This window comes from Methanococcoides sp. DA23 (assembly GCF_057593895.1).
The window spans coordinates 2,193,949-2,213,340 of sequence record NZ_CM172520.1; the positions used below are offsets into that span (position 1 = coordinate 2,193,949).

Genomic DNA, 19,392 nt, shown 5'->3' on the forward strand with positions numbered 1-19,392 from the left:
TCCCTTTTTTAGCAATGTTAAAGTATCTTCGTGAATGGTGAGGTTAATGAAATATATACATTTTGTAATCATAGGATTTTTTGCCATGCTGCTTGCAATAACCCCTGCAACAGCACTTGAGCCGACCGAACCAATAATACACTACTCTGAAAGTGTGATAGATATTGGCACCAAACTTACATTTGACCAGGGATATACCCTGCATATCTCTGACATCAACGAGAACGATGGAGATATCTGGGTAGAGGTATTGCGTGATGGAAAAGTTGTCAAGGATGGAGATGGGACCGGACAGGAAGATGACCCCTTCGAATACATATTGACCGTTGAAGCAGAAGATGCTGATGAAGAGGACAAGGAATACCTTGTGTTCCGTGTCACACCAAAGGATGTCGTTTCCAAAGACCCTGCATCTGCAAAGATAAGGATAGAACAGTTCCGCAACCCTGAAGAGGATCTCAAGGACCTTTTGATATATGACGATTCAAGGTCGTTCGAAGTCGGGGAAGAACTCGACCTGGAAGAAGGATTCTCACTAAAAGCATCCGACTATGACGACGAGGAAGAGACCATAACCATAACACTGGAAAAGGACGGCCACCTCGTCAAAGAGATGAACGACATGGAAAAAGGGGACATTTTCAGCCATTACAAGACAGTTGACGGAGAGATAACAACAATCGTAATTGCGAACATCTATGAGTTTTTTGATAGCAGCGAAACCATAGTTTTCCTGAAAGAGGTCTCACAAAGAGAGGATGTCATAATAGAAAGTAATGTGGAGATAACGGTAGAAGGCCTTGCAGGAGATGTGATAAGGGAAAACGAACGTGCCATAATCTACTATGAACTTGACAATGATGCATCCGAAATAAAGGTATATGTGGATGATGACCGGATAGATACTCGCAAAGAAGTGGATGAAGGAAAATACGCATCTATCACAGAAGAAATGGATGCAGGGACACATGATGTTACCATAACCATTGTTTCTGAAGATGGATCCGTATCTTCAGAGGATAGCTCATTCACTGTGGAGAAGAGCAACTCCATAACAGAGACAATAAAAGAGACGAGTATTACCGTAGAGAACATTAGTAAGATCGATGAAGTGATATCGGATAGTGACAATGTCACTGATGCTGTATCAGAGGTCATTTCAGATTCTACCGATGATGTAAAAGGATCAAGCAGTTTCAGCTACATCGTTGTTGCAATACTTATCGCGCTTACCGCATTCTTCTTAAAAAGGGAATTCAACTGATTCCCTTTTTTATCCAGGCAACAATGCCATGATACTGTCGTTCATAATCTTTATATTACACTGCTGTCCTTATAGCCACATTCAAATAAAGCTCAATTTACAAATGTGATCATCTATGAGATATGTAATGAAATTCGGCGGAACATCCATTGCAGATGGAAAGAAGATACGCCATGTTGCGCAACTTTTGATAAGCTATAAAGAGGCAGGCGATCAGGTTGTAGCTATCACTTCAGCACTCGGCGGTGTTACTGATGGGCTTCTTACAAACGCAGCGGAAGCATCACAAAAAGGCAAGGTCTCCCAGGTAAAGGAGTTCATGACAGACCTTGCAAAGAAGCACTATGATGCGATCAGTGATGCCATCGATAATGAAAGGATCGCGGATGAGGTCATTGAGACCATCGACATCCGCATCGATGAACTTGAAAAGGCCCTTATAGGCATCTGTTACCTTGGAGAACTGACCCCGCGCTCCATAGATTATATCTCATCCTACGGAGAGCGTCTGGCAGTCCCTATAATCAGCGGATCGATACGTTCCCTGGGCACAGATTCAAAACCATTTACCGGCGGAGAGGCAGGGATCAACACCACAGATGACTACGGGAACGCCAGACCTCTGCAAAAAAGCTATGGACAGATAAGGAGAACTATAGGACCTCTTGTGGAAAATTCAATTCCGGTGGTCACAGGTTTCATTGCAGAGGATGAGAATGGCATTATAACCACTCTCGGACGCGGTGGTTCCGATTTTACGGCATCCCTGGTCGGTGCTGCGATCCAGGCGGATGAGATATGGTTATGGAAAGAGGTTCACGGCATCATGACCACTGATCCGAAAATAGTACCGGAAGCATCCACGATATCACAGATATCATACATCGAAGCAATGGAACTATCATATTTCGGTGCCAAGGTGCTTCATCCAAGGGCCATAGAGCCAGCTATAGCTCATGGCATACCGGTAAGGGTGAAGAACACGTTTGACACACAATTCCCCGGAACCCTCATCGTTGCAGACCAGAATTGCAGTGAAGATGTAGCAAAAGCAGTGACACTGATAAGAAAGGTAGCAGCCATCAACATATGCGGTGCAGGTATGGTAGGTGCCATTGGTACTGCTGCAAAGATCTTTTCCACCCTTGCGAACGCCGGAGTTAACATCATCATGATCAGCCAGAGCTCATCTGAAGCGAACATGTCACTCATCGTTGAACAATCCCATCTTAAAAGGGCCATCAAAGCCCTGGAGCATGCATTCAATGAAGGTGTTGTCGGAGAGGTCGCATATGATGAAGATGTCTGTGTGGTCGCTGTGGTAGGTGCAGGAATGGATGGTAGTCCAGGAGTTGCAGGGAAGATCTTTGGTGCTCTGGGAACAGGAAAGATCAACGTGATCATGATAAGCCAGGGTTCGTCCCAGCATAACATTTCATTTGTAGTAAAGGAAGAAGATGCAGAAGAAGCAGTGAAAGTTCTGCATCGTGAGTTCGGTCTTGGAAAAGGGAACGGATGCAACTAAAAGAGGGAATTAAATGAACGAGAAACATCTTACATATGCAGATTCTGGTGTCGACATCGAGAAAGAGGAATCTACCATCAAGGCACTTACAAATGGAATGACCTACAAACGCGAAGGTCTCGGTGCCCCTCTTACGAGCATCGGTCACTACGCAGGACTTATCGATTTCGGTGAATATGCCCTTGCAATGGCAACCGATGGTGTCGGTTCAAAGGTGCTCATCGCAAATGAGATGAAGCGCTGGAACACAGTAGGCATCGATTGTATCGCAATGAACGTCAATGACCTTCTTGCCATCGGTGCAGAACCTATCAGTTTTGTCGATTATCTCGCCCTTGAGAAACACTCAGATGACTTTGCAAGCCAGATAGGCGAAGGACTTGTCAAAGGTGCTGAGATCTCAAGAATGAGCATCGTAGGCGGTGAAACTGCGACCCTGCCGGAGATCGTGAACGGTTTCGACCTTGCAGGCACATGTCTTGGAATGGTCAAGAAAAATGAAGTGATCACCGGAGAGAAGGTCCAGCTTGGAGATGTACTTGTGGGAATTCCCAGCGACGGAGTCCACAGCAACGGTTACACCCTTGTGAGAAATATAATCAAGGAATCAGGACATTCCTATCATGAGGACTTCTCTTACGACACAGAGACCACACTAGGGGACGAACTTCTCATACCGACCCGCATTTACATGGAAGTCCTTGATGTGATAAAGGAATGTGACGTTCACGGACTCGCACACATCACCGGAAGCGGACTCCTGAAACTTAAAAGGGTAACTGACCTTGGTTTTGACTTCACAGACCCCATAGAGCCAGGGAACATATTCAAGTTCCTACAGGAAGAAGGCAATGTGGATGAACTTGAGATGTACCGCACATTCAACATGGGAATGGGATTCCTCATAATCTTACCTGAAGCAGATGCTGAAAAGGCTGCAGAGATGACAGGCGGGAAGATAGTCGGAAAGATAGTCGAAAGCGGTATTCGTGTACGCGACCTTGAGATAGTGTGAAATATGGCCTGCATAAACGACATTCCCTATGAGATCCTCCTCAAAGGAGCCACACCTCAGGAATGTGAAGACTTCATCAAGAAAGAATGCGATGAGGTCTATCACGTCAAAGGCGGTTACAAATTACATGGAATTATGCTCCGTGGAGGAGACTCCATACCAATCGGAATAAAGGGAGACGACCTGATATTCCAGTTCATAAAACCATGCAGTGGCCTATACATCCTCAGATATCCTGACGCAAAGGAAGATATCGAACAGCTACGCAATAGCCAAAAATGATCATATCTTCGATCGTTTTGCTTTTTCACTGATACATTTGAGGAAATCTGAGGAAGGGAACTCATGGATGGTCGTGGCTATGACCATCCCATCCCCCATTTCCTTTACCACCAGCACCGCATTCCCTTCACTGTTCTCTATTATGACATTCCCATCGGTCTCTGAATAATAACCATCGCATTCCACGCTTTCCTGAACATCTGCAATACAGGACATCTCGTGGGACGATACCTGCACCAGCCCTACCTCCCCATGCTTTTCTATATAGGTAAGTTTCATGGGCAGCCAATCGTGCTCATACTCAGGCATGAGTGCACCGAAGACCACAAGGATGCCCCCGGAGCGAATAAATCTCTCAAAGGACCTGCCATTATTCTCTATCCCCGGACATATCTTGGTGTAGGCAGGATTTGCAAATCCGGTAGGGATCACCACACATTTGCAAGGGGGAAGAAAAGGGGTTCCGACCGAAGTGGAAAGGACACGCTGACATTTAAGACCGTTCTCCGTAAAGAGTTTCTCGAAAAGTAAAGGGTTGTCCCAAAGTAGCATCACATCTGTCATGAGAAGAACTTATCATGAATCGATTTAACAGTTATGGAACTTTGTACTGGAACAAATGCCTGTACCCTTATGCCAGTATTTTATTGTCATGTAGCTTTTTGAGAAGATGCCCAAACCAGACAGAGGACGAGCATGATAGGAATTATTCAAAAATAAATAAGTGAAGAAAAAAAGGATAGATGAGAGTATGAACTCTCACACTGTATTGAGATATCTTTCGATTTCCCAGGGATGTACCTGAATACGATAGGAGTCCCATTCAGCCTTTGCGAGACTCAAGACACTGTTGATCACATGAGCACCAAGGGCTTCCTTTAAGAGCTCATCTTCTGCCAGATACTTTGCAGAATCGTTAAGGGTTGATGGAAGGGTTTCGATACCAAAGTCCTTGAGACCTTTAGCACTTAGCTCAAAGATGTTCTCTTCCCTGTTGTCCCCGGGATCGATCTTGTTCCTTATACCATCAAGACCTGCTGCAAGAACAGCAGCGAAAGTGATGTAAGGGTTGCATGATGGATCAGGGCTTCTAAGCTCTACACGAGTACCCTTGCCCCTTGCTGCAGGGATACGGATAAGAGAGCTTCTGTTGGCACCAGACCATGCGATATAGACCGGAGCCTCATAGCCCGGAACAAGGCGCTTGTAGGAGTTTACAAGTGGATTGGAAATTGCTGTTATAGCCTTTACGTGTTTGAGAAGACCACCTATAAAGTAGCGTGCTTCATCACTTATCTGCATATCACCATCAGCATCATAGAATATATTCTGGCCATTCTTTGAAAGGGAGAGATTTACATGCATACCGGACCCGTTCTCGCCGAAGATAGGTTTTGGCATGAAAGTTGCGTGCAATCCGTTGAGCTTCGCAATGGTACGTGTAACATACTTGAATGTAGTCACGTTGTCAGCGGTCGTAAGGGCATCGCCATACTTGAAATCGATCTCATGCTGACCAAATGCAACTTCGTGGTGTGAAGCTTCGATATCAAACCCGAGGTCCATGAGCGTCAACACTATATCACGACGGATATCCTCTGCAAGGTCTGCCGGTGCAAACTCGAAATACCTACCAAAGTCGTGAGGAATGGTCGTTGCTTTTCCATCATGCTTCTCGAAAAGGAAGAACTCGAGTTCAGGACCCACATTAAGTGTGAAACCCATCTCTTCCGCCTCTTTCATGACCTTTTTGAGGGCGTAACGAGGATCCCCTTCAAAAGGAGTTCCGTCAGGAAGATAGATATCGCATATCATCCTTGCAACGACACCCTTCTTCTGATTCCATGGAAGTATGGCAAAGGAGGAAGTATCCGGTTTTAGGACCATATCTGACTCATTGATACGAACAAAACCTTCAATAGAAGAACCATCGAAGGATATTCCTACACTAAGAGCCTTTTCGATCTGTGTTACAGGAATTTCCACGTCTTTCACGACACCCTGGATGTCCGTGAACTGTAACCTTATGAACTTAACATTGTTACTCTCAATTGCTTTGAGAACATCTTCTTTAGTATTGATATTCATTGCATCACCCACATCATGGATCGTTTTGTGCTGTTTTGATATAGAGTATAATAAGATATTATGCTCTAAAACTTGCCTTTATATATATATATTCTTTTGTTAGAAGAGTAGAAAAGATAAGAAAAAGGGGAACTGAGGATTCTCTTTGAGGGGATGGAAAATTTTCGTTTTTATGAATCCAAGATCAATTTTTGACGGTTGGAACCCTTCAGTTGCCCTTTATCAGAGTACATTCGGTATTGTAAGGGATGAGATATATAATCATTGGTGATCAATATTCATGCCAAAACAATCTCTTTTTTATTTAAACAAATCTAATGCCAACATCATGCATCTTGTTGCGTATGGCGATATTGATCACCAATGGTGTCAGAGATTCGACCATTCCGGAAGTCTCAAGTGGACCGATATCCAAAGGTCGCATTTTAGAGATATCATTTACAAGTCCGAACACTATTTTCTTTGAATGCATGCAGTTGCCACATACTGCAATATCATAATCAAGTTCAATGTCAAGGTCTGCAAGTTTCTTTGCAGGAACATTATGGAATGCGGATACAAGCTCAATATCAGTTGGTAAAAGTTTTTCGATCTCTTCCGCAGCACTGCCCGCTTCGGGAGTTGTGTAACAGAAGTAATCAGCATTATACTCGGACTCGGAAGCATCGATAGTAATGTGTCCATTAACGGCTGGATCAGGCTGTATGTAACAGCGGTCCTTTTCCATAGGAACTACAACTGAAACTACGATCTGTTCCTTGAGGACGGGTGTTATGAGCTCGATAATAGAAGGAACCTGTTCATAACGGACTGCAATGATTATCACATCTGCAACTTCTGCGGCGGACTTGTTGTCCATACCTTCGATCTTGGAATCAAAGCCCCTTTCTTTCAGGATACGAGTATATTCTTCTGCGACTTTAATAGCTTTCTCAGAGTTTCTGGAACCTATCACTATATCATGCATCTGACCCCAGCGCAGGGCAAAGCCTTTACCAATATTGCCAGTTCCACCAAGGATTGCGATCTTCATAATGACCTCTAATCTCCCAAGTTAGTTATATCTTTTTTGATAAGTAGAATACGATATCCAATGACGAACATTTAGAATTATTGAGCATAATACAAATGTTTTAGACATCACAGGTTTAAAAAGGGAGGAGATCAAAACCCTCCCTTCAAACCAAGAGTTATTTTTCGAAAATGTCTTACAATGTTCAGTATAACCATCCGCGGTCTGCCATTGCTTCAACTACACGGTTGACAGCTACGACATATGCTGCGGTTCTCATGTTGACATTGTAGTGCTTGGAAGCTTCGAGAACAGCGTGGTATGCGTTGGTCATCTTTGCGTCAAGTCTGTTGTGGACCCTCTCTATACTCCAGCGGTACATGTAGAAGTTCTGTACCATCTCGAAGTAAGATACTGTCACGCCGCCACCATTACAGAGGAAGTCAGGAATGAGGTGTACGCCTTTCTGGAAGAGCATCTCATCTGCTTCTGGAGTGGTTGGACCATTTGCAAGTTCTGCAACGATCTTTGCTTTGATCTTGTCTGCATTATCGTGTGTGATAACGTGCTCAAGAGCTGCTGGTATAAGTATATCGACATCAAGCTCAAGGAGATCTTCGTTGGAGATAGGCTCTGTGCCTGCGAGACCAACAACTGAACCGGTTGCCTTCTTGTGCTCCTGTGCTGCTTCTGCGCTGATACCGTTCATGTTGACGGCTCCGCCGCGGCTGTCACTTACAGCGACGACCTTGCATCCGAAAAGCTCTTCACAGAGAGTTCCTGCGAAATAACCTGCATTACCGTATCCCTGAATTGCGACAGTTGCGTCCTTAAGGTCAAGGCCGATCTCTGCTGCTGCTTCACGGACTGCGTAAAGACCACCACGTGCTGTAGCGTCGCCACGACCGAGGGAACCACCAATACTGAGTGGCTTACCGGTGATGACACCAGCCTGGTTCTTACCGGAGAACTTGGAGAACTCGTCCATCATCCATGCCATCATCTGTGGGTTGGTGTATACATCAGGAGCAGGTACATCCTTGTCAGGACCTACGATCATTGAGATGCTTGAAATGAACTTCCTTGAAAGGCGCTCAAGTTCACCCTGGGACATTTCCTTAGGGTTGCAGATAACTCCACCCTTTCCTCCACCGAGGGGGATGTCCATAACTGCACATTTCCATGTCATCCATGCTGCAAGTGCCTTGACAGTGTCAACGGTCTCTTCTGGGTGGAAGCGGATACCACCTTTTGTTGGACCCTTTGCATCATTGTACTGTACCCTGAATCCCTGGAAGACCTTGATGCTTCCATCGTCCATGCGGACAGGAAGGGACACATGCATTTCCCTCATTGGGTTTTTCAGGATATCATGGATGCCCTCATCGAGCTCAAGGATATCTGCGCACTTCTTTAACTGCTTTCTTGCATTCTCAAATGGGTTTTGTTCTGCCATTATTTTACCTCACGTTTAGTTTTTTAAATTGTAAATATGCACATATAAAAAAACTTATGCTAACATAGTCTTTTTTATTAATATATAGGCATTTTTGCCACCAAGACTGTAACCATTACATCCCGTGGCTTGACAAGGATACTTATTACCGCTATCTATTATATATAGATTTTGCTTTCGCGGACATATCAATAAATAAAAAAAATAGCCAAAAACACCCTATAGCCCCTTATTTTAATAACAACGCCTTAGAATTGCCACCAATTTCTCTGAGCAGGGCATCCTTCATTCACATTTCCAATTACCTGCCGTACATCGTAGCCAGCATCAAAGAATTCCACAGAGGAAAACAGAGTATTCAGAACTGCACAACTTGCCCCACCACCATCCCTTAGCGGACCCCACAGAACCGGGGGCCACTATCCTGACACCACCAACCTCCGACCCAGCTGAACATGGAAATGCCCGCAGTCGGTCGATACACCCATCCAGATCAGGACCATGGTATACAACATCCCCAATACAGATAGCCCGGTCATGAGGAATGGAAAAAACCATATCCAGAGCTTCAAGATCAGCATGCATATCAGAGACAAGAAGCAGTTCCATAAAGGAAATGAGAGCTAGTACATAATATAACAAACATGAAAATTAAACTCAGACAAAACGTCATCTTTATATCATGCTACCATGTACTATGTGGTGGCGCATTGTAAGGTCCTTGCATGAGAATATGGCAGAGCCTTTCTGTGATTGTATAGACAACCTCAATGCGGCACATACGATAATGCAATATAAGCCTGACACGAGGGAAACCGGAAGGGACAGCGGGAATCCCAATAGGATGAACTTTCGGAGTTAGTGGGCCAGGTTACAGCATTATCGACATTTTCTAAAACACACCTATCGAAGAGTTCTTACTATGGCCACATCTTTTGAAAAAGCTATCAAAGAAACAAAGGATGGTATCGCCATCGATCTGGAAGTTACCCCGGGATCAAAGAAAGCCTGTTTTCCTGCAGGATATAACCAGTGGCGGGAACGTATAGAGATCAAACTTACTTCCGCAGCACAGAAAGGGAAGGCCAACGGACAGCTTGTGGAGATCGTGGCAGACTTTTTTAACATAAGTTCAAGGGACATTACGATCGTATCCGGTGCAAAGAACTCAAAGAAGACAATAGTCATAAGTGGACCTGATCACAGAAAAGTGGTTTTAGCACTTGCAGATGTATTGATGAAATAATAACATGGCGTGTCGATTTAACGAAACCGGCAGTGATATATACAATAGTTCGTACATAAATGTTAATGACACTAACTCAAGTTCTTACGGATCCAAATGGATTTTTTGAAGAGAAGATGAGAAGCGAAGTGGAACTTAAGACTCCACTTCTTATTGTGCTGTTCATCGGAGTACTGGGAGCTATAAGCGCTGCCATAATGACGCAAAAGATAATGGTACTCCTTCCACCCGAAGCAGCAGCTTTCGGAAGCATTGGAGTGATCTTTGCAGTGATAGGAGCTTTTATCGGAGTACTTTTTATGTGGGTTATCTATGCAGGAATATTCTACGGAATTTCCTCCATACTTGGCGGACAAGGAGATTTCAAAAGAGTACTTGAAGTCGTTGCATACGGATTGATACCATCGATCATAAACAGTGTGATAAGCATCTTTGTAATAGCAACATCATTCTCGCTGGAAAATATCAATCTCGAAGACCCTGCCCTTATTGAGGAAGCCATCCTTGCAGACCCAACTATGAAGCTGGTGACACTGGTCGGAATAATAGTCACCCTCTGGAGTGCGAACATCTGGATCTTCGGACTGGTGCATGCAAGGAACATGACCGTGAAGAATGCAGCAATATCCGTATTGGCCCCAGTGGGAATTTATATATTATACAGTGCGAGTAAGTTCATAGGTGCGTGAAGTGAAAAACAAGATCATCGCAAGCATTTTTGTACTGCTATTGCTTGGACTCACCGGTACAGCAACAGCAGAAACCGAGATAAGGCCAACCGTAGTTGTCGATTATACGATGTACCCAGACGTGCTCATGCCGGGAGATACCGGCACGATCACAATGGACATAGAGAACATGGCCACTGGCACGGTCTATGTCACAGAGGATGACGAAACCTTCGACATGAATGCCTATATCGCCAGCATAACACTGGCAGGCAATTCTAATATTGATATCATCAGCAAAGGCTATACGGATATTGGGCTTCTGGGTCCGAAAGATACCATTAAACTGACGTTCAATGTTCGCGCAAAGGACAATGCCACCAACGGAATTCATTTCCTTAACATGGAAGTGGTCGGTGGCAGTGATATGTACGATCTTAACTACAACATTCCAATAAAGATCGATAACCGGGACCTTAAGCTCATTATGGCCACGATGCCATCCACCGTAATGAATGAGATCTCAACAGTAGAACTGGACATAATCAACACCCGACCAAACGAGGTCAACAATGTCATCATCACACCTGAAGGAAAGGGAGTACGATTCAACCCGTCAGAAGTGTTTGTCGGAGCAATTCCTTCAGGGAACAAGTCCACAGTGACTGTTACACTCAATACGATGGCATCCACAAACGGTGAAAAAGAAGTATCATTTACTGCATCGTTCTTTAATGGTGACAATTACCATGTTTCCGAAAAAGAAGAGATCACGATCGATGTTGTGGAGCAGCCATCCCTTATTTTTACAAGCATAGAAGTGAATAACATCGGAAAACAGTACACATTTACAGGCGATATCAATAACTTCGGCACTACCGATGCGAAGAACGTACTTGTATCCGTGACCCGGTCGGATGATATTAAACCTATGCAGCCTTATGCGAACTATTTCATAGGCACGCTGGAAGCAGATGATTTCAGTAGTTTTGAACTTTCAGCACAGATATTATCGTCCAACGTCACCAAAGTGCCCATCCTTATAGAGTTCCGTGACACCGATAATGTATATTCATCAGTTACCGGATATATAGATCTGGAAAACATTGCCACATATGAGGATGAAAATAAGCCAGCAATATGGGTATGGCTGATAGCCGCAGTATTGTTGACCGCAGTCGCCGTAGCGATAGCATATTCGTGGAAGAAGAGAGAACAAACACTGGAAAATGATGATTAAATGGGGGAACCCATGTCCGATATGATCGTCCAACTGGAAGATGTCAAAAAGATATACACCATTGGCGCAAATGAGATACATGCACTGAACGGTGTTGATATCTCCATTGAAAAAGGTGATTTTGTGACAATAATGGGAGCTTCCGGATCAGGCAAATCCACCCTTCTTAACATGATAGGATGCCTTGACACACCAACGTCTGGCACCGTGAAGATCAACGACATAGATATCACAGAACTTAATGATGACAAGCTTACCACAATTCGCAGGGACAATATTGGATTTATTTTTCAGCAGTTCAACCTGATACCCACACTTACAGCCCTGGAGAATGTCGAAATACCAATGATCTTCAGCCGTATGCCTCCAAATGAGAGAAAGGAGAGAGCATTACATGCATTGGAACAGGCAAAGCTCGAAATTGAATACGCTGACCATCGCCCGAACGAACTATCCGGAGGACAGCAACAAAGAGTGGCCATTGCACGCGCTCTTGCGAACGACCCGCCGATCTTGCTTGCAGATGAACCGACCGGGAATCTGGATTCCAAGACAGGTAAGATCATCATGGACCTTTTAAGCCAGCTTAACAAAGCCGGTACTACCATGATAGTCGTTACCCATGACCCAAAGCTTGCAGAATATTCAAACAAGACCATAATGCTGCTGGACGGGGAGGTATCTGATGATATCAATTGAAGATATAAGGAACAATATGTACCTTCAGCTTGCCCGAAGGAATCTCACGCGACAGACGTTCCGGACCGTTCTTGCTGCGATTGGCATCATAATAGGAGTTATAGCGATATCCTCAATGGGCATCCTTGGTAACAGCCTGAAATTGTCCGTAACCGATTCATTCGGAGATATTGGCGATAAATTGCTTATCTACCCTGCACCAGGCGAAGACGGTGTGAGTGAAAAGCAGGTCAAACAGATGAAGAAGATCAGTGGGATAGATGCTATAATACCGGTATATTCAAGCGGGGACAGAGTAGAATACAAGAACCAATACACCTTCGGGTCCGTCTATGACATAGATAAGGGTGACCTTGAGAAGTTAGTAGAGATAAATGAGGGCCAATACTTCAAGTCCGGTTCAACAGACTGCGTCGTAGGAGCATCCATTGCAGATACCCTTGAACTGAAAGTAGGGGGGAAAATAGAGATAGGGGATTCACGCCTCAGGGTCGTGGGGATCCTTAAAGAACGTGGGATGGGATTTGACATCGACACAGATACCGGGATCTTCACTTCTGAACAGATGTACCGGAAACTCTATCCAAACGAGGAAGAAGAATATGATTTTGTGATCATCAAAGCTGAAGAGCTTGACCAGGTTAACGACATCAAAAATGATATAGAGAAACTCCTGAACAAAAAGGATGAGGTAGTCAGCGTCTTTGCCACGAACGTAATTCTCGAAAGCATAAATGAAGCATTCAAATCGATCTCCCTGTTCCTCATGGGAATCGGATCTATTTCACTTTTAGTAGCAGGAGTAAGCATACTGAACGTTATGCTCATGTCAACAATGGAGCGCACAAAAGAGATAGGTGTGATGAAAGCCGTAGGAGCATCGCGCAGGGACATACTCACCATGTTCCTTCTGGAAGCTCTGCTTCTTGGCATTATTGCCAGTCTGATAGGAGGACTGTTCACCATTGGAGCTGGTTACTTGATACTCTCACTGATCGTTGATAACACATCCTACCTGCTATCATTTGCAACACTTCTATACATATTGGAAGGCATCATCTTTGGGATCGCTACCAGTCTGATAGGTGGCATGTATCCGGCATGGAAAGCATCAAATATGAGACCGCTGGATGCATTGCGATATGAGTAAGCAATCCTTTAAAGAGGGATGCGATCCTAAAATTAAAAAGATAAGGTTAAAAAAGATGAGGGATCATTCCCCGGAAAGTCCACCCACATCTTCAAACTCAAGTCCTTCAAGTTCTTCCTTTAACCTGTCGAGGTCCTCCTGTGAGATAGAACTGATATTATCAGACCCATTCGGAGTTTCTTCACTTTCGGGGATATCATCAGTAACTTCGATTCCCATATCCTCATCCAGGTCTCCCGATCCTACTGAGGAGTCTTCCAAAACACCAGTATTTGACCCTTCCCCAGGAACATCGCCATTTTGAGCACACCCACTGACGAAAAGTATCATAGCTATGATCAAGATAGAGATCATCATCTTCTTCATTTATCAGCCCTCCCTGAGGATCAGACCATAAGCTTCATTCAAATATCCATGTGCTGAGATCATATTACCCCTTGCTATCCTTAGATAATTGTTCCCATTGGAGAACTTGATCAATGGTTTTTCCTGAATACGGACCTGCTCATATTCCCTATTCGCATTATTGATATTTTCTTTTGCGTCCTCTATATCAGATCTTGCCAGGTCAAGTTTTTCAAGAATGACTTCGTTATTTTCCATGCCTTCCGCCACTGTGCGCAAAGTTGTTTCATATTCATCAAGTGTGTCTGCTTTTTCGTTGGCAATATGAACCCACACAAACCCACTGTTCCTTGCAACATCGGACACAAGTTCGAAATAGTTTCCTACTATTTTCAAGAAAACGACACCAAGCTCAAATCTATTTTCCACACCATCGACTTCTGCCCTTAGTGCGCCTATCTTCCCAAGATTGACATCAACATCTTCCTGAATACTCTCTTTCAGATCATCAGGGATCTCAGGGTTCTCTTCCACTTCCAGATCCTTCCATATAAGCCATGCTTCCACCTCATTCAGTGAAGCATGCAGAGCATCTTTTCCAGTGTCAATTACCTTCTGGTTATTTTCATCGGTCTTGTCTGCTGCCCACCCGATCTTTGCATCCCTGTATTCAGCCTGTGCTTCGAGACTTTCCTGTTTTGCATCATACCATTCCTGTTTTGCATCACTTGCAGATAATGCATATACGGTCATTGGTTGCATAAGCATCATCGTAAGCACGATCAAGGTAATAAAAGACTTCTTTTTCAGATCCATATTGTGCCTCCCATACAGGAAAATCCGGTGTTACCAATATAACTGTTTTGTGGTCTGCCATATCACCCCATTACAGAATAGACATATATCCATCAACATGAGATCGCACGAAAAAGGATATAAAAGACATCTGTCAAAAATAATGGACATGAACACACTGCATGTGGAGATACGGGAAAAATGGAGAGAATGGCTGGAAAAATACCATTCCACTGAAAAGGAGGTCTGGTTGGTCCATTATAAAAAGCATACAGGTAAGCCCATACTTCCATACGGTGATGCAGTCGAAGAAGCGATCTGTTTTGGTTGGATAGATAGTCTTGTTCGCAGGATAGACGATGATACTTATGCTCAAAAATATACCCCACGCAATGAAAGGAGCACATGGTCAGAGACGAACAAACAAAGAGCAAGAAATATGATAGAAATGGGGAAAATGACCGAGGCAGGAATGGAGAAACTCGGCAATTCACTCAATGAGATATCACCGAAACCAAATAATTTGACCCTGCCAAAAGACATGAGAGCTGCCCTAAAAGCTGATGAACAGGCATGGAATAATTTCCTGGCCTTTGCTCCGGGTTACAGGAGATCATACATCGAATGGGTGGTTGATGCAAAACGTGAGGATACCCGAACCAGAAGAATAAATGCTGTTGTAGAAAGAGCAAAAGAGAATAAGAAACCCGGAATAATGTGATCGGGCCTCACCGACCACATCCGGGTTCAAAAAAATTAGTTAAGGGAATCCCTGACTGCCTGTGCAGTACCCTGACCATTGAAGGCCTTGATGAAAATAAGGGTTTCAGCATAACACATTGCATCAATTGCTTCCAGCGTATCCTCGCCCACTGAATAGATCCTGTCGAAGAACTCCTTGATGGAGAATTTGCTGAACTTGCCAAATAGCTCATTGTCGTTCTTTTCCGGAGCCTTTTCCTTATAGTTTGCAATTGTCCAGTCCCAGATATCCTTGTAGAGTTCCGGTTCATATACCTTGAAAATATCCCAGACGATGTTCTGGTAGAAGGTTGCCACATTGCCTTTTACAATATCGCCATGCGGGAAGTGATTGTGAATCAGGTCACGTGGGGTACCGGTGATCCCATGCTGTGCTATCCTTACATCGAGATCGTTGTCCTTCAGTGCCTGTGCTACTGCAACTGTCTGCTCGATATCCACAGAGACCTGCTCGATGAGGTTGCCGTTAGCATCATAGGTGTTCCCATGAGCACTACCGTTAGCAATTGCCAGGAAGTGAGGATAAACACCATTCTCGTTCAATGCCTTGATGAAAGTAGCAGCCTCCTCCGGCCGGGTCAGGACCCTGCCATGCTCGTCCTCTCGTCCGATCTCACCGACCTCGACCTCAAGACCATACTCCTTATCGCCCATACCCTCTTTGATGTGGAGCCCGATCTTTGTTGTTGCATCGATATTGTTCGCAAGTTCTTCACGCAGGTTGCCGCCCTGGAAATTGAACAGATGGGATGCGTCAATGGCAAAGGAAGTGTAACCGGCCGCGATCTGTGCATCCACAAGCTTTTTAGTAGCCTCGATATCTTCATCGGTACCCTTCTTGATACCGATATGGTCAGCATGCAATGCCCACATATCGAACTCAAGCTCTTTTGCGGCATCTCTTGTGATCTTGGAGATCGCAGCAGGAGTCAGGCCTGCATATCCGCCTTCCAGATTACACTCCGATCTAGCCAGCTCAAGAATAAGCGGCGCATCCATTTCTTTTGCTGCTCTCATGATGCCTTTTGTCACAAGGGCGATACGAGGATTTGCAGTCATAATGATAGTGTTCTTATCAAGCAGGCTCTTAAACATAAATGAGCTTGGTATCGGTTCAAAAGTGTTATTGGTCATAGGATTACCCTCAAAAGTTCATTTAACTTATTTTTGCTACTAGATGTACCTTTCAATTATAATCATTTCTATAGACAAAATGAAACAATGCACATCAATGTTCATAAATGCACAAAACCACAAACTCTAAATATTTAACTCCTAATCCATGAAAGGAAGAAATACGGAGGAAGGAAAATGGAAATGGACGAACTATTGAAGCTGGAAGATAAGCTTACAGCTATGGGTGCAAATGAATTGTATACCTATACGAGCGAAAAATATCCGGAAGTTCCGAACATGGGGCTGGGGAAGAAAAAACTGGTAGTTCGGAGAATACTGAACCATGAAAGGAACAAGATGAACGAAGAAGAGACTGCAGAGTAAACCTTATATTCCTTTTAACTTTTTTCCATTATATCGTACGTTCAGAAGCCGAACATTGTCAGAAGCAATTTTGATATTACAAGCTCGTATATCAAGATGAAGAGTAAACTGATAACTGTCAGGGCCACCAGTCCAACCGACGTACAGGTTATCCTTTCCATAAATTCTTGCGAACAACAGAATTTCATTTAGCATCACACCCCCGTATTATGCTAAAGATATTATCATTTTAAAGAAGGAGTTGGAACTACATCAACGTTTGTGCCAGTAAACATTTCTACTTTTAGTAAGGAGAATGAGCAAAAGCAGAACATGACAGAACAGAACAGAAAAAAAGAAAAGAAAAGAAAAGGAAGAGAAGAGAAGAGCGTTCGAGAATACCGAACATTATGAATGCCTTTTAACATCCCTCTTCAACCAGACTTGTACTAACCCCCATCACACGAATACGCGTCTCAAGAGGGTGTGTCCATCCATCAGGGATGATCTCCTGTTTCTCTATATCCACGCTCACATGCTCGGGGTCCATACCTGCATCCACCATATACTGTATAATGGCCTCCCTCCCAGCCTCCGAAGCATACTCAAGTGCTTCTTCGTATTCATAGAAGCTCTCCCGTCCTTTCTCGGAAAATACATAGAACTCCCAGTCAGGTGCTGCCATTGATGCCGGTCTCACAAGGAAATCCACCCTGCGAATACCCTTTGCTGCCAGTGCACCGGTCGCATTTCCCACATTGGAATATTCAGGCACGATGATATCTGCATCCAATATTGACTGCAGGTCCTCAAGGTATGCGATCACAGGACCGCCTATGAGCACTACCGGAATATCCACTTTGAATTTCGTAGGGGATTCGATGTCGAATATCTTACGTATCTCCGCCTTCGAGATCCCTTCAAGGAAGAAAGACATAAGATCAGATGCCATGTTCTTTGCAAATTCCTGCTTTACAAATGATGCAAACTCTACTGCATCACGTTTGCACAATGAACCAAGATACTTTGCACCAATCTCAGATGCTTCAACGGTATGTTCAGTATAGTCTCCAAGGACATGAAGTGCATCAGTGGGTGTGAAACCTATTGTCTGTATCAGACGTTTCTGCAAAAGCGAATCCAGATGCTTTGGTGACGGATATTTGTTCATCCTGCTACGCAGCTCCCTTGTAGAAGTCGGCTCATCTGAGATGGACCTGAACACCTCCATTTCCTGCGGGCTTATGTCTATGGGGTCATAGCCAGTCCTTATGTAAAATTTTGTGGGCTGGAAGTTGATCCCAAGCAACCCCCTGGAGGGCATGGGATTTGTCCTGAGCTGCTCAAGAAAACCGGGATAGAGATCGGCTGCACGGCAGAGAGGGATTACTCTGCGTGGACCGATATTGACGTGATTGTCCTTTACCCAGACATCACTGTCCCCACCCATTGCGGAAGTCTCCATCTTGATGGCCTTCACCCTTGTCCTCCAGCCACCAACAACAGCTCCCGACTCACTCATTTCAGGCACCCCGTTGGTTATGACCGAAATATCAGTGCTGGTCCCGCCAACATCGATAACTGCACAGGTGTCATTCCCTGTCAAAAAGGAAGCACCCACAAGACTGCCCGCAGGGCCTGAAAAGATGGACTCGATAGGTTTTTCAAGCGCACTCCTGATACCAATTACCGAGCCATCACATTTGAGCATGAAGACATTTGCATCAATTCCCTTTGAAGAGATATACTCTTCAACAGTGGTCATGAACTTCTCAGTGACAGGGATCAGCTGAGCGTTCAGGAATGCGGTCACTGCCCTCTCGAAGGCACCAAGTTCCTGTGAAAGCTCATGAGCACATACAATAGGAAGACCTGTGGATTCTTTTATTATCTCCTTGACCCTCAATTCATGTTCATGGTTCCGTATACTGAAATACGAGGATACTGCAAATGCAGCTACCCTGTCCTTGACGCTTTCGGCAAATTCCCGTACAGCATCTTCATCAAGAGGGGCAGTGGGAATGCCATTGTAATTATGACCGCCCTCTACCTGCGCATAATGTTCAGTTGGAAGGTCCTGGTTCAGTTCATAATTACCCACAAGTATCAAACCAACCGGGAAGCCCGTACCTTCCAGAATGCTGTTCGTTGATAAAGTGGTGGAAACTGACACCACTTTTATATCGTTCAAGTATTGTTCATCGATCCCATCAATTGCGTTCCTTATACCCCCAAGAGGGTCAGGATATGTTGTAAGCGCTTTGTTCGAAGAGATGATGACCTCATCCGAATCTCTAAGAAGGACCGCATCTGTATAAGTACCACCTGCATCGATACCGAGACTGTATTTCATTCAAAATGACTCC

At 44.3% G+C, this 19,392-nt stretch carries 20 protein-coding genes; 11 read left to right on the forward strand and 9 right to left on the reverse strand.

From position 1 onward, the window contains the following. Window positions 1-46 precede the first annotated feature (46 nt). The 4 genes from AC20MK_RS10850 (at window position 47) to AC20MK_RS10865 (ending at window position 4,086) form a co-directional block, all read left to right on the forward strand. Window positions 47-1,264, forward strand: coding sequence for a hypothetical protein (locus tag AC20MK_RS10850; RefSeq protein ID WP_487355821.1), 1,218 nt, complete (start codon window positions 47-49; stop codon window positions 1,262-1,264). Between the two features lie 115 nt (window positions 1,265-1,379). After that, window positions 1,380-2,789, forward strand: a complete 1,410-nt coding sequence (locus AC20MK_RS10855) for an aspartate kinase (RefSeq protein WP_487355822.1) — start codon at window positions 1,380-1,382, stop codon at window positions 2,787-2,789. A gap of 13 nt (window positions 2,790-2,802) precedes the next feature. Continuing rightward, window positions 2,803-3,804, forward strand: coding sequence for a phosphoribosylformylglycinamidine cyclo-ligase (purM, locus tag AC20MK_RS10860; RefSeq protein ID WP_487355823.1), 1,002 nt, complete (start codon window positions 2,803-2,805; stop codon window positions 3,802-3,804). Window positions 3,805-3,807: 3 nt separating this feature from the next. Beyond that, a complete protein-coding gene (locus AC20MK_RS10865) occupies window positions 3,808-4,086 on the forward strand; it encodes a DUF1894 domain-containing protein (RefSeq protein WP_487355824.1) in 279 nt (92 codons plus the stop codon). Here AC20MK_RS10865 and AC20MK_RS10870 read toward each other — a convergent pair whose 3' ends face one another. The 5 genes from AC20MK_RS10870 to AC20MK_RS10890 form a co-directional block, all read right to left on the reverse strand. Beyond that, entirely contained in the window at window positions 4,087-4,650 is a 564-nt protein-coding gene (locus AC20MK_RS10870; RefSeq protein ID WP_487355825.1) for a hypothetical protein, read from the reverse strand. It abuts the gene before it with no gap. Between the two features lie 195 nt (window positions 4,651-4,845). Beyond that, the gene (gene glnA, locus AC20MK_RS10875) at window positions 4,846-6,174 is read right to left on the reverse strand and encodes a type I glutamate--ammonia ligase (RefSeq protein ID WP_487355826.1); all 1,329 of its coding nucleotides are present in this window, start codon (window positions 6,172-6,174) and stop codon (window positions 4,846-4,848) included. A 304-nt stretch (window positions 6,175-6,478) separates the two neighbouring features. Next, window positions 6,479-7,207 carry an NAD(P)-binding domain-containing protein gene (locus AC20MK_RS10880; RefSeq protein ID WP_487355827.1) on the reverse strand — a complete coding sequence of 243 codons (729 nt, stop codon included), beginning with the start codon at window positions 7,205-7,207 and terminating at the stop codon, window positions 6,479-6,481. Window positions 7,208-7,391: 184 nt separating this feature from the next. Further along, on the reverse strand, window positions 7,392-8,642 hold the full coding sequence (locus AC20MK_RS10885; protein ID WP_487355828.1) for a Glu/Leu/Phe/Val family dehydrogenase: 1,251 nt from the start codon (window positions 8,640-8,642) through the stop codon (window positions 7,392-7,394). Window positions 8,643-8,969: 327 nt separating this feature from the next. After that, complete coding sequence (locus AC20MK_RS10890) at window positions 8,970-9,251, reverse strand: hypothetical protein (RefSeq protein WP_487355829.1); 282 nt, start codon at window positions 9,249-9,251, stop codon at window positions 8,970-8,972. Between the two features lie 313 nt (window positions 9,252-9,564). Between AC20MK_RS10890 and AC20MK_RS10895 the strand changes: the two genes are divergently transcribed. The 5 genes from AC20MK_RS10895 (at window position 9,565) to AC20MK_RS10915 (ending at window position 13,645) form a co-directional block, all read left to right on the forward strand. Continuing rightward, window positions 9,565-9,888, forward strand: coding sequence for a DUF167 domain-containing protein (locus AC20MK_RS10895; RefSeq protein ID WP_487355830.1), 324 nt, complete (start codon window positions 9,565-9,567; stop codon window positions 9,886-9,888). Between the two features lie 65 nt (window positions 9,889-9,953). Further along, the gene (locus AC20MK_RS10900) at window positions 9,954-10,577 is read left to right on the forward strand and encodes a YIP1 family protein (RefSeq protein ID WP_487355831.1); all 624 of its coding nucleotides are present in this window, start codon (window positions 9,954-9,956) and stop codon (window positions 10,575-10,577) included. Continuing rightward, complete coding sequence (locus tag AC20MK_RS10905) at window positions 10,570-11,796, forward strand: COG1361 S-layer family protein (RefSeq protein WP_487355832.1); 1,227 nt, start codon at window positions 10,570-10,572, stop codon at window positions 11,794-11,796. Before AC20MK_RS10900 ends, AC20MK_RS10905 begins: the two co-directional genes overlap by 8 nt. 12 nt (window positions 11,797-11,808) lie before the next feature. Beyond that, window positions 11,809-12,495, forward strand: coding sequence for an ABC transporter ATP-binding protein (locus AC20MK_RS10910; protein ID WP_487355833.1), 687 nt, complete (start codon window positions 11,809-11,811; stop codon window positions 12,493-12,495). Beyond that, on the forward strand, window positions 12,482-13,645 hold the full coding sequence (locus AC20MK_RS10915; protein ID WP_487355834.1) for an ABC transporter permease: 1,164 nt from the start codon (window positions 12,482-12,484) through the stop codon (window positions 13,643-13,645). Before AC20MK_RS10910 ends, AC20MK_RS10915 begins: the two co-directional genes overlap by 14 nt. Before the next feature lie 63 nt (window positions 13,646-13,708). Here AC20MK_RS10915 and AC20MK_RS10920 read toward each other — a convergent pair whose 3' ends face one another. Continuing rightward, window positions 13,709-14,011, reverse strand: a complete 303-nt coding sequence (locus tag AC20MK_RS10920) for an LptM family lipoprotein (RefSeq protein ID WP_487355835.1) — start codon at window positions 14,009-14,011, stop codon at window positions 13,709-13,711. Between the two features lie 3 nt (window positions 14,012-14,014). Continuing rightward, complete coding sequence (locus AC20MK_RS10925; protein ID WP_487355836.1) at window positions 14,015-14,806, reverse strand: hypothetical protein; 792 nt, start codon at window positions 14,804-14,806, stop codon at window positions 14,015-14,017. 148 nt (window positions 14,807-14,954) lie between these two features. On the opposite strand from AC20MK_RS10925, the gene AC20MK_RS10930 reads away from it, so the two are divergent. Next, a complete protein-coding gene (locus AC20MK_RS10930) occupies window positions 14,955-15,506 on the forward strand; it encodes a YdeI/OmpD-associated family protein (RefSeq protein ID WP_487355837.1) in 552 nt (183 codons plus the stop codon). A 35-nt stretch (window positions 15,507-15,541) separates the two neighbouring features. Here AC20MK_RS10930 and AC20MK_RS10935 read toward each other — a convergent pair whose 3' ends face one another. Then, entirely contained in the window at window positions 15,542-16,681 is a 1,140-nt protein-coding gene (locus AC20MK_RS10935; protein WP_487355838.1) for a class II fructose-bisphosphate aldolase, read from the reverse strand. A gap of 177 nt (window positions 16,682-16,858) precedes the next feature. On the opposite strand from AC20MK_RS10935, the gene AC20MK_RS10940 reads away from it, so the two are divergent. After that, a complete protein-coding gene (locus AC20MK_RS10940) occupies window positions 16,859-17,047 on the forward strand; it encodes a hypothetical protein (protein ID WP_487355839.1) in 189 nt (62 codons plus the stop codon). A 400-nt stretch (window positions 17,048-17,447) separates the two neighbouring features. On the opposite strand, the gene AC20MK_RS10945 is transcribed toward AC20MK_RS10940, so the two are convergent. Then, a complete protein-coding gene (locus AC20MK_RS10945) occupies window positions 17,448-19,379 on the reverse strand; it encodes a hydantoinase/oxoprolinase N-terminal domain-containing protein (RefSeq protein ID WP_487355840.1) in 1,932 nt (643 codons plus the stop codon). Window positions 19,380-19,392: the final 13 nt, after the last annotated feature.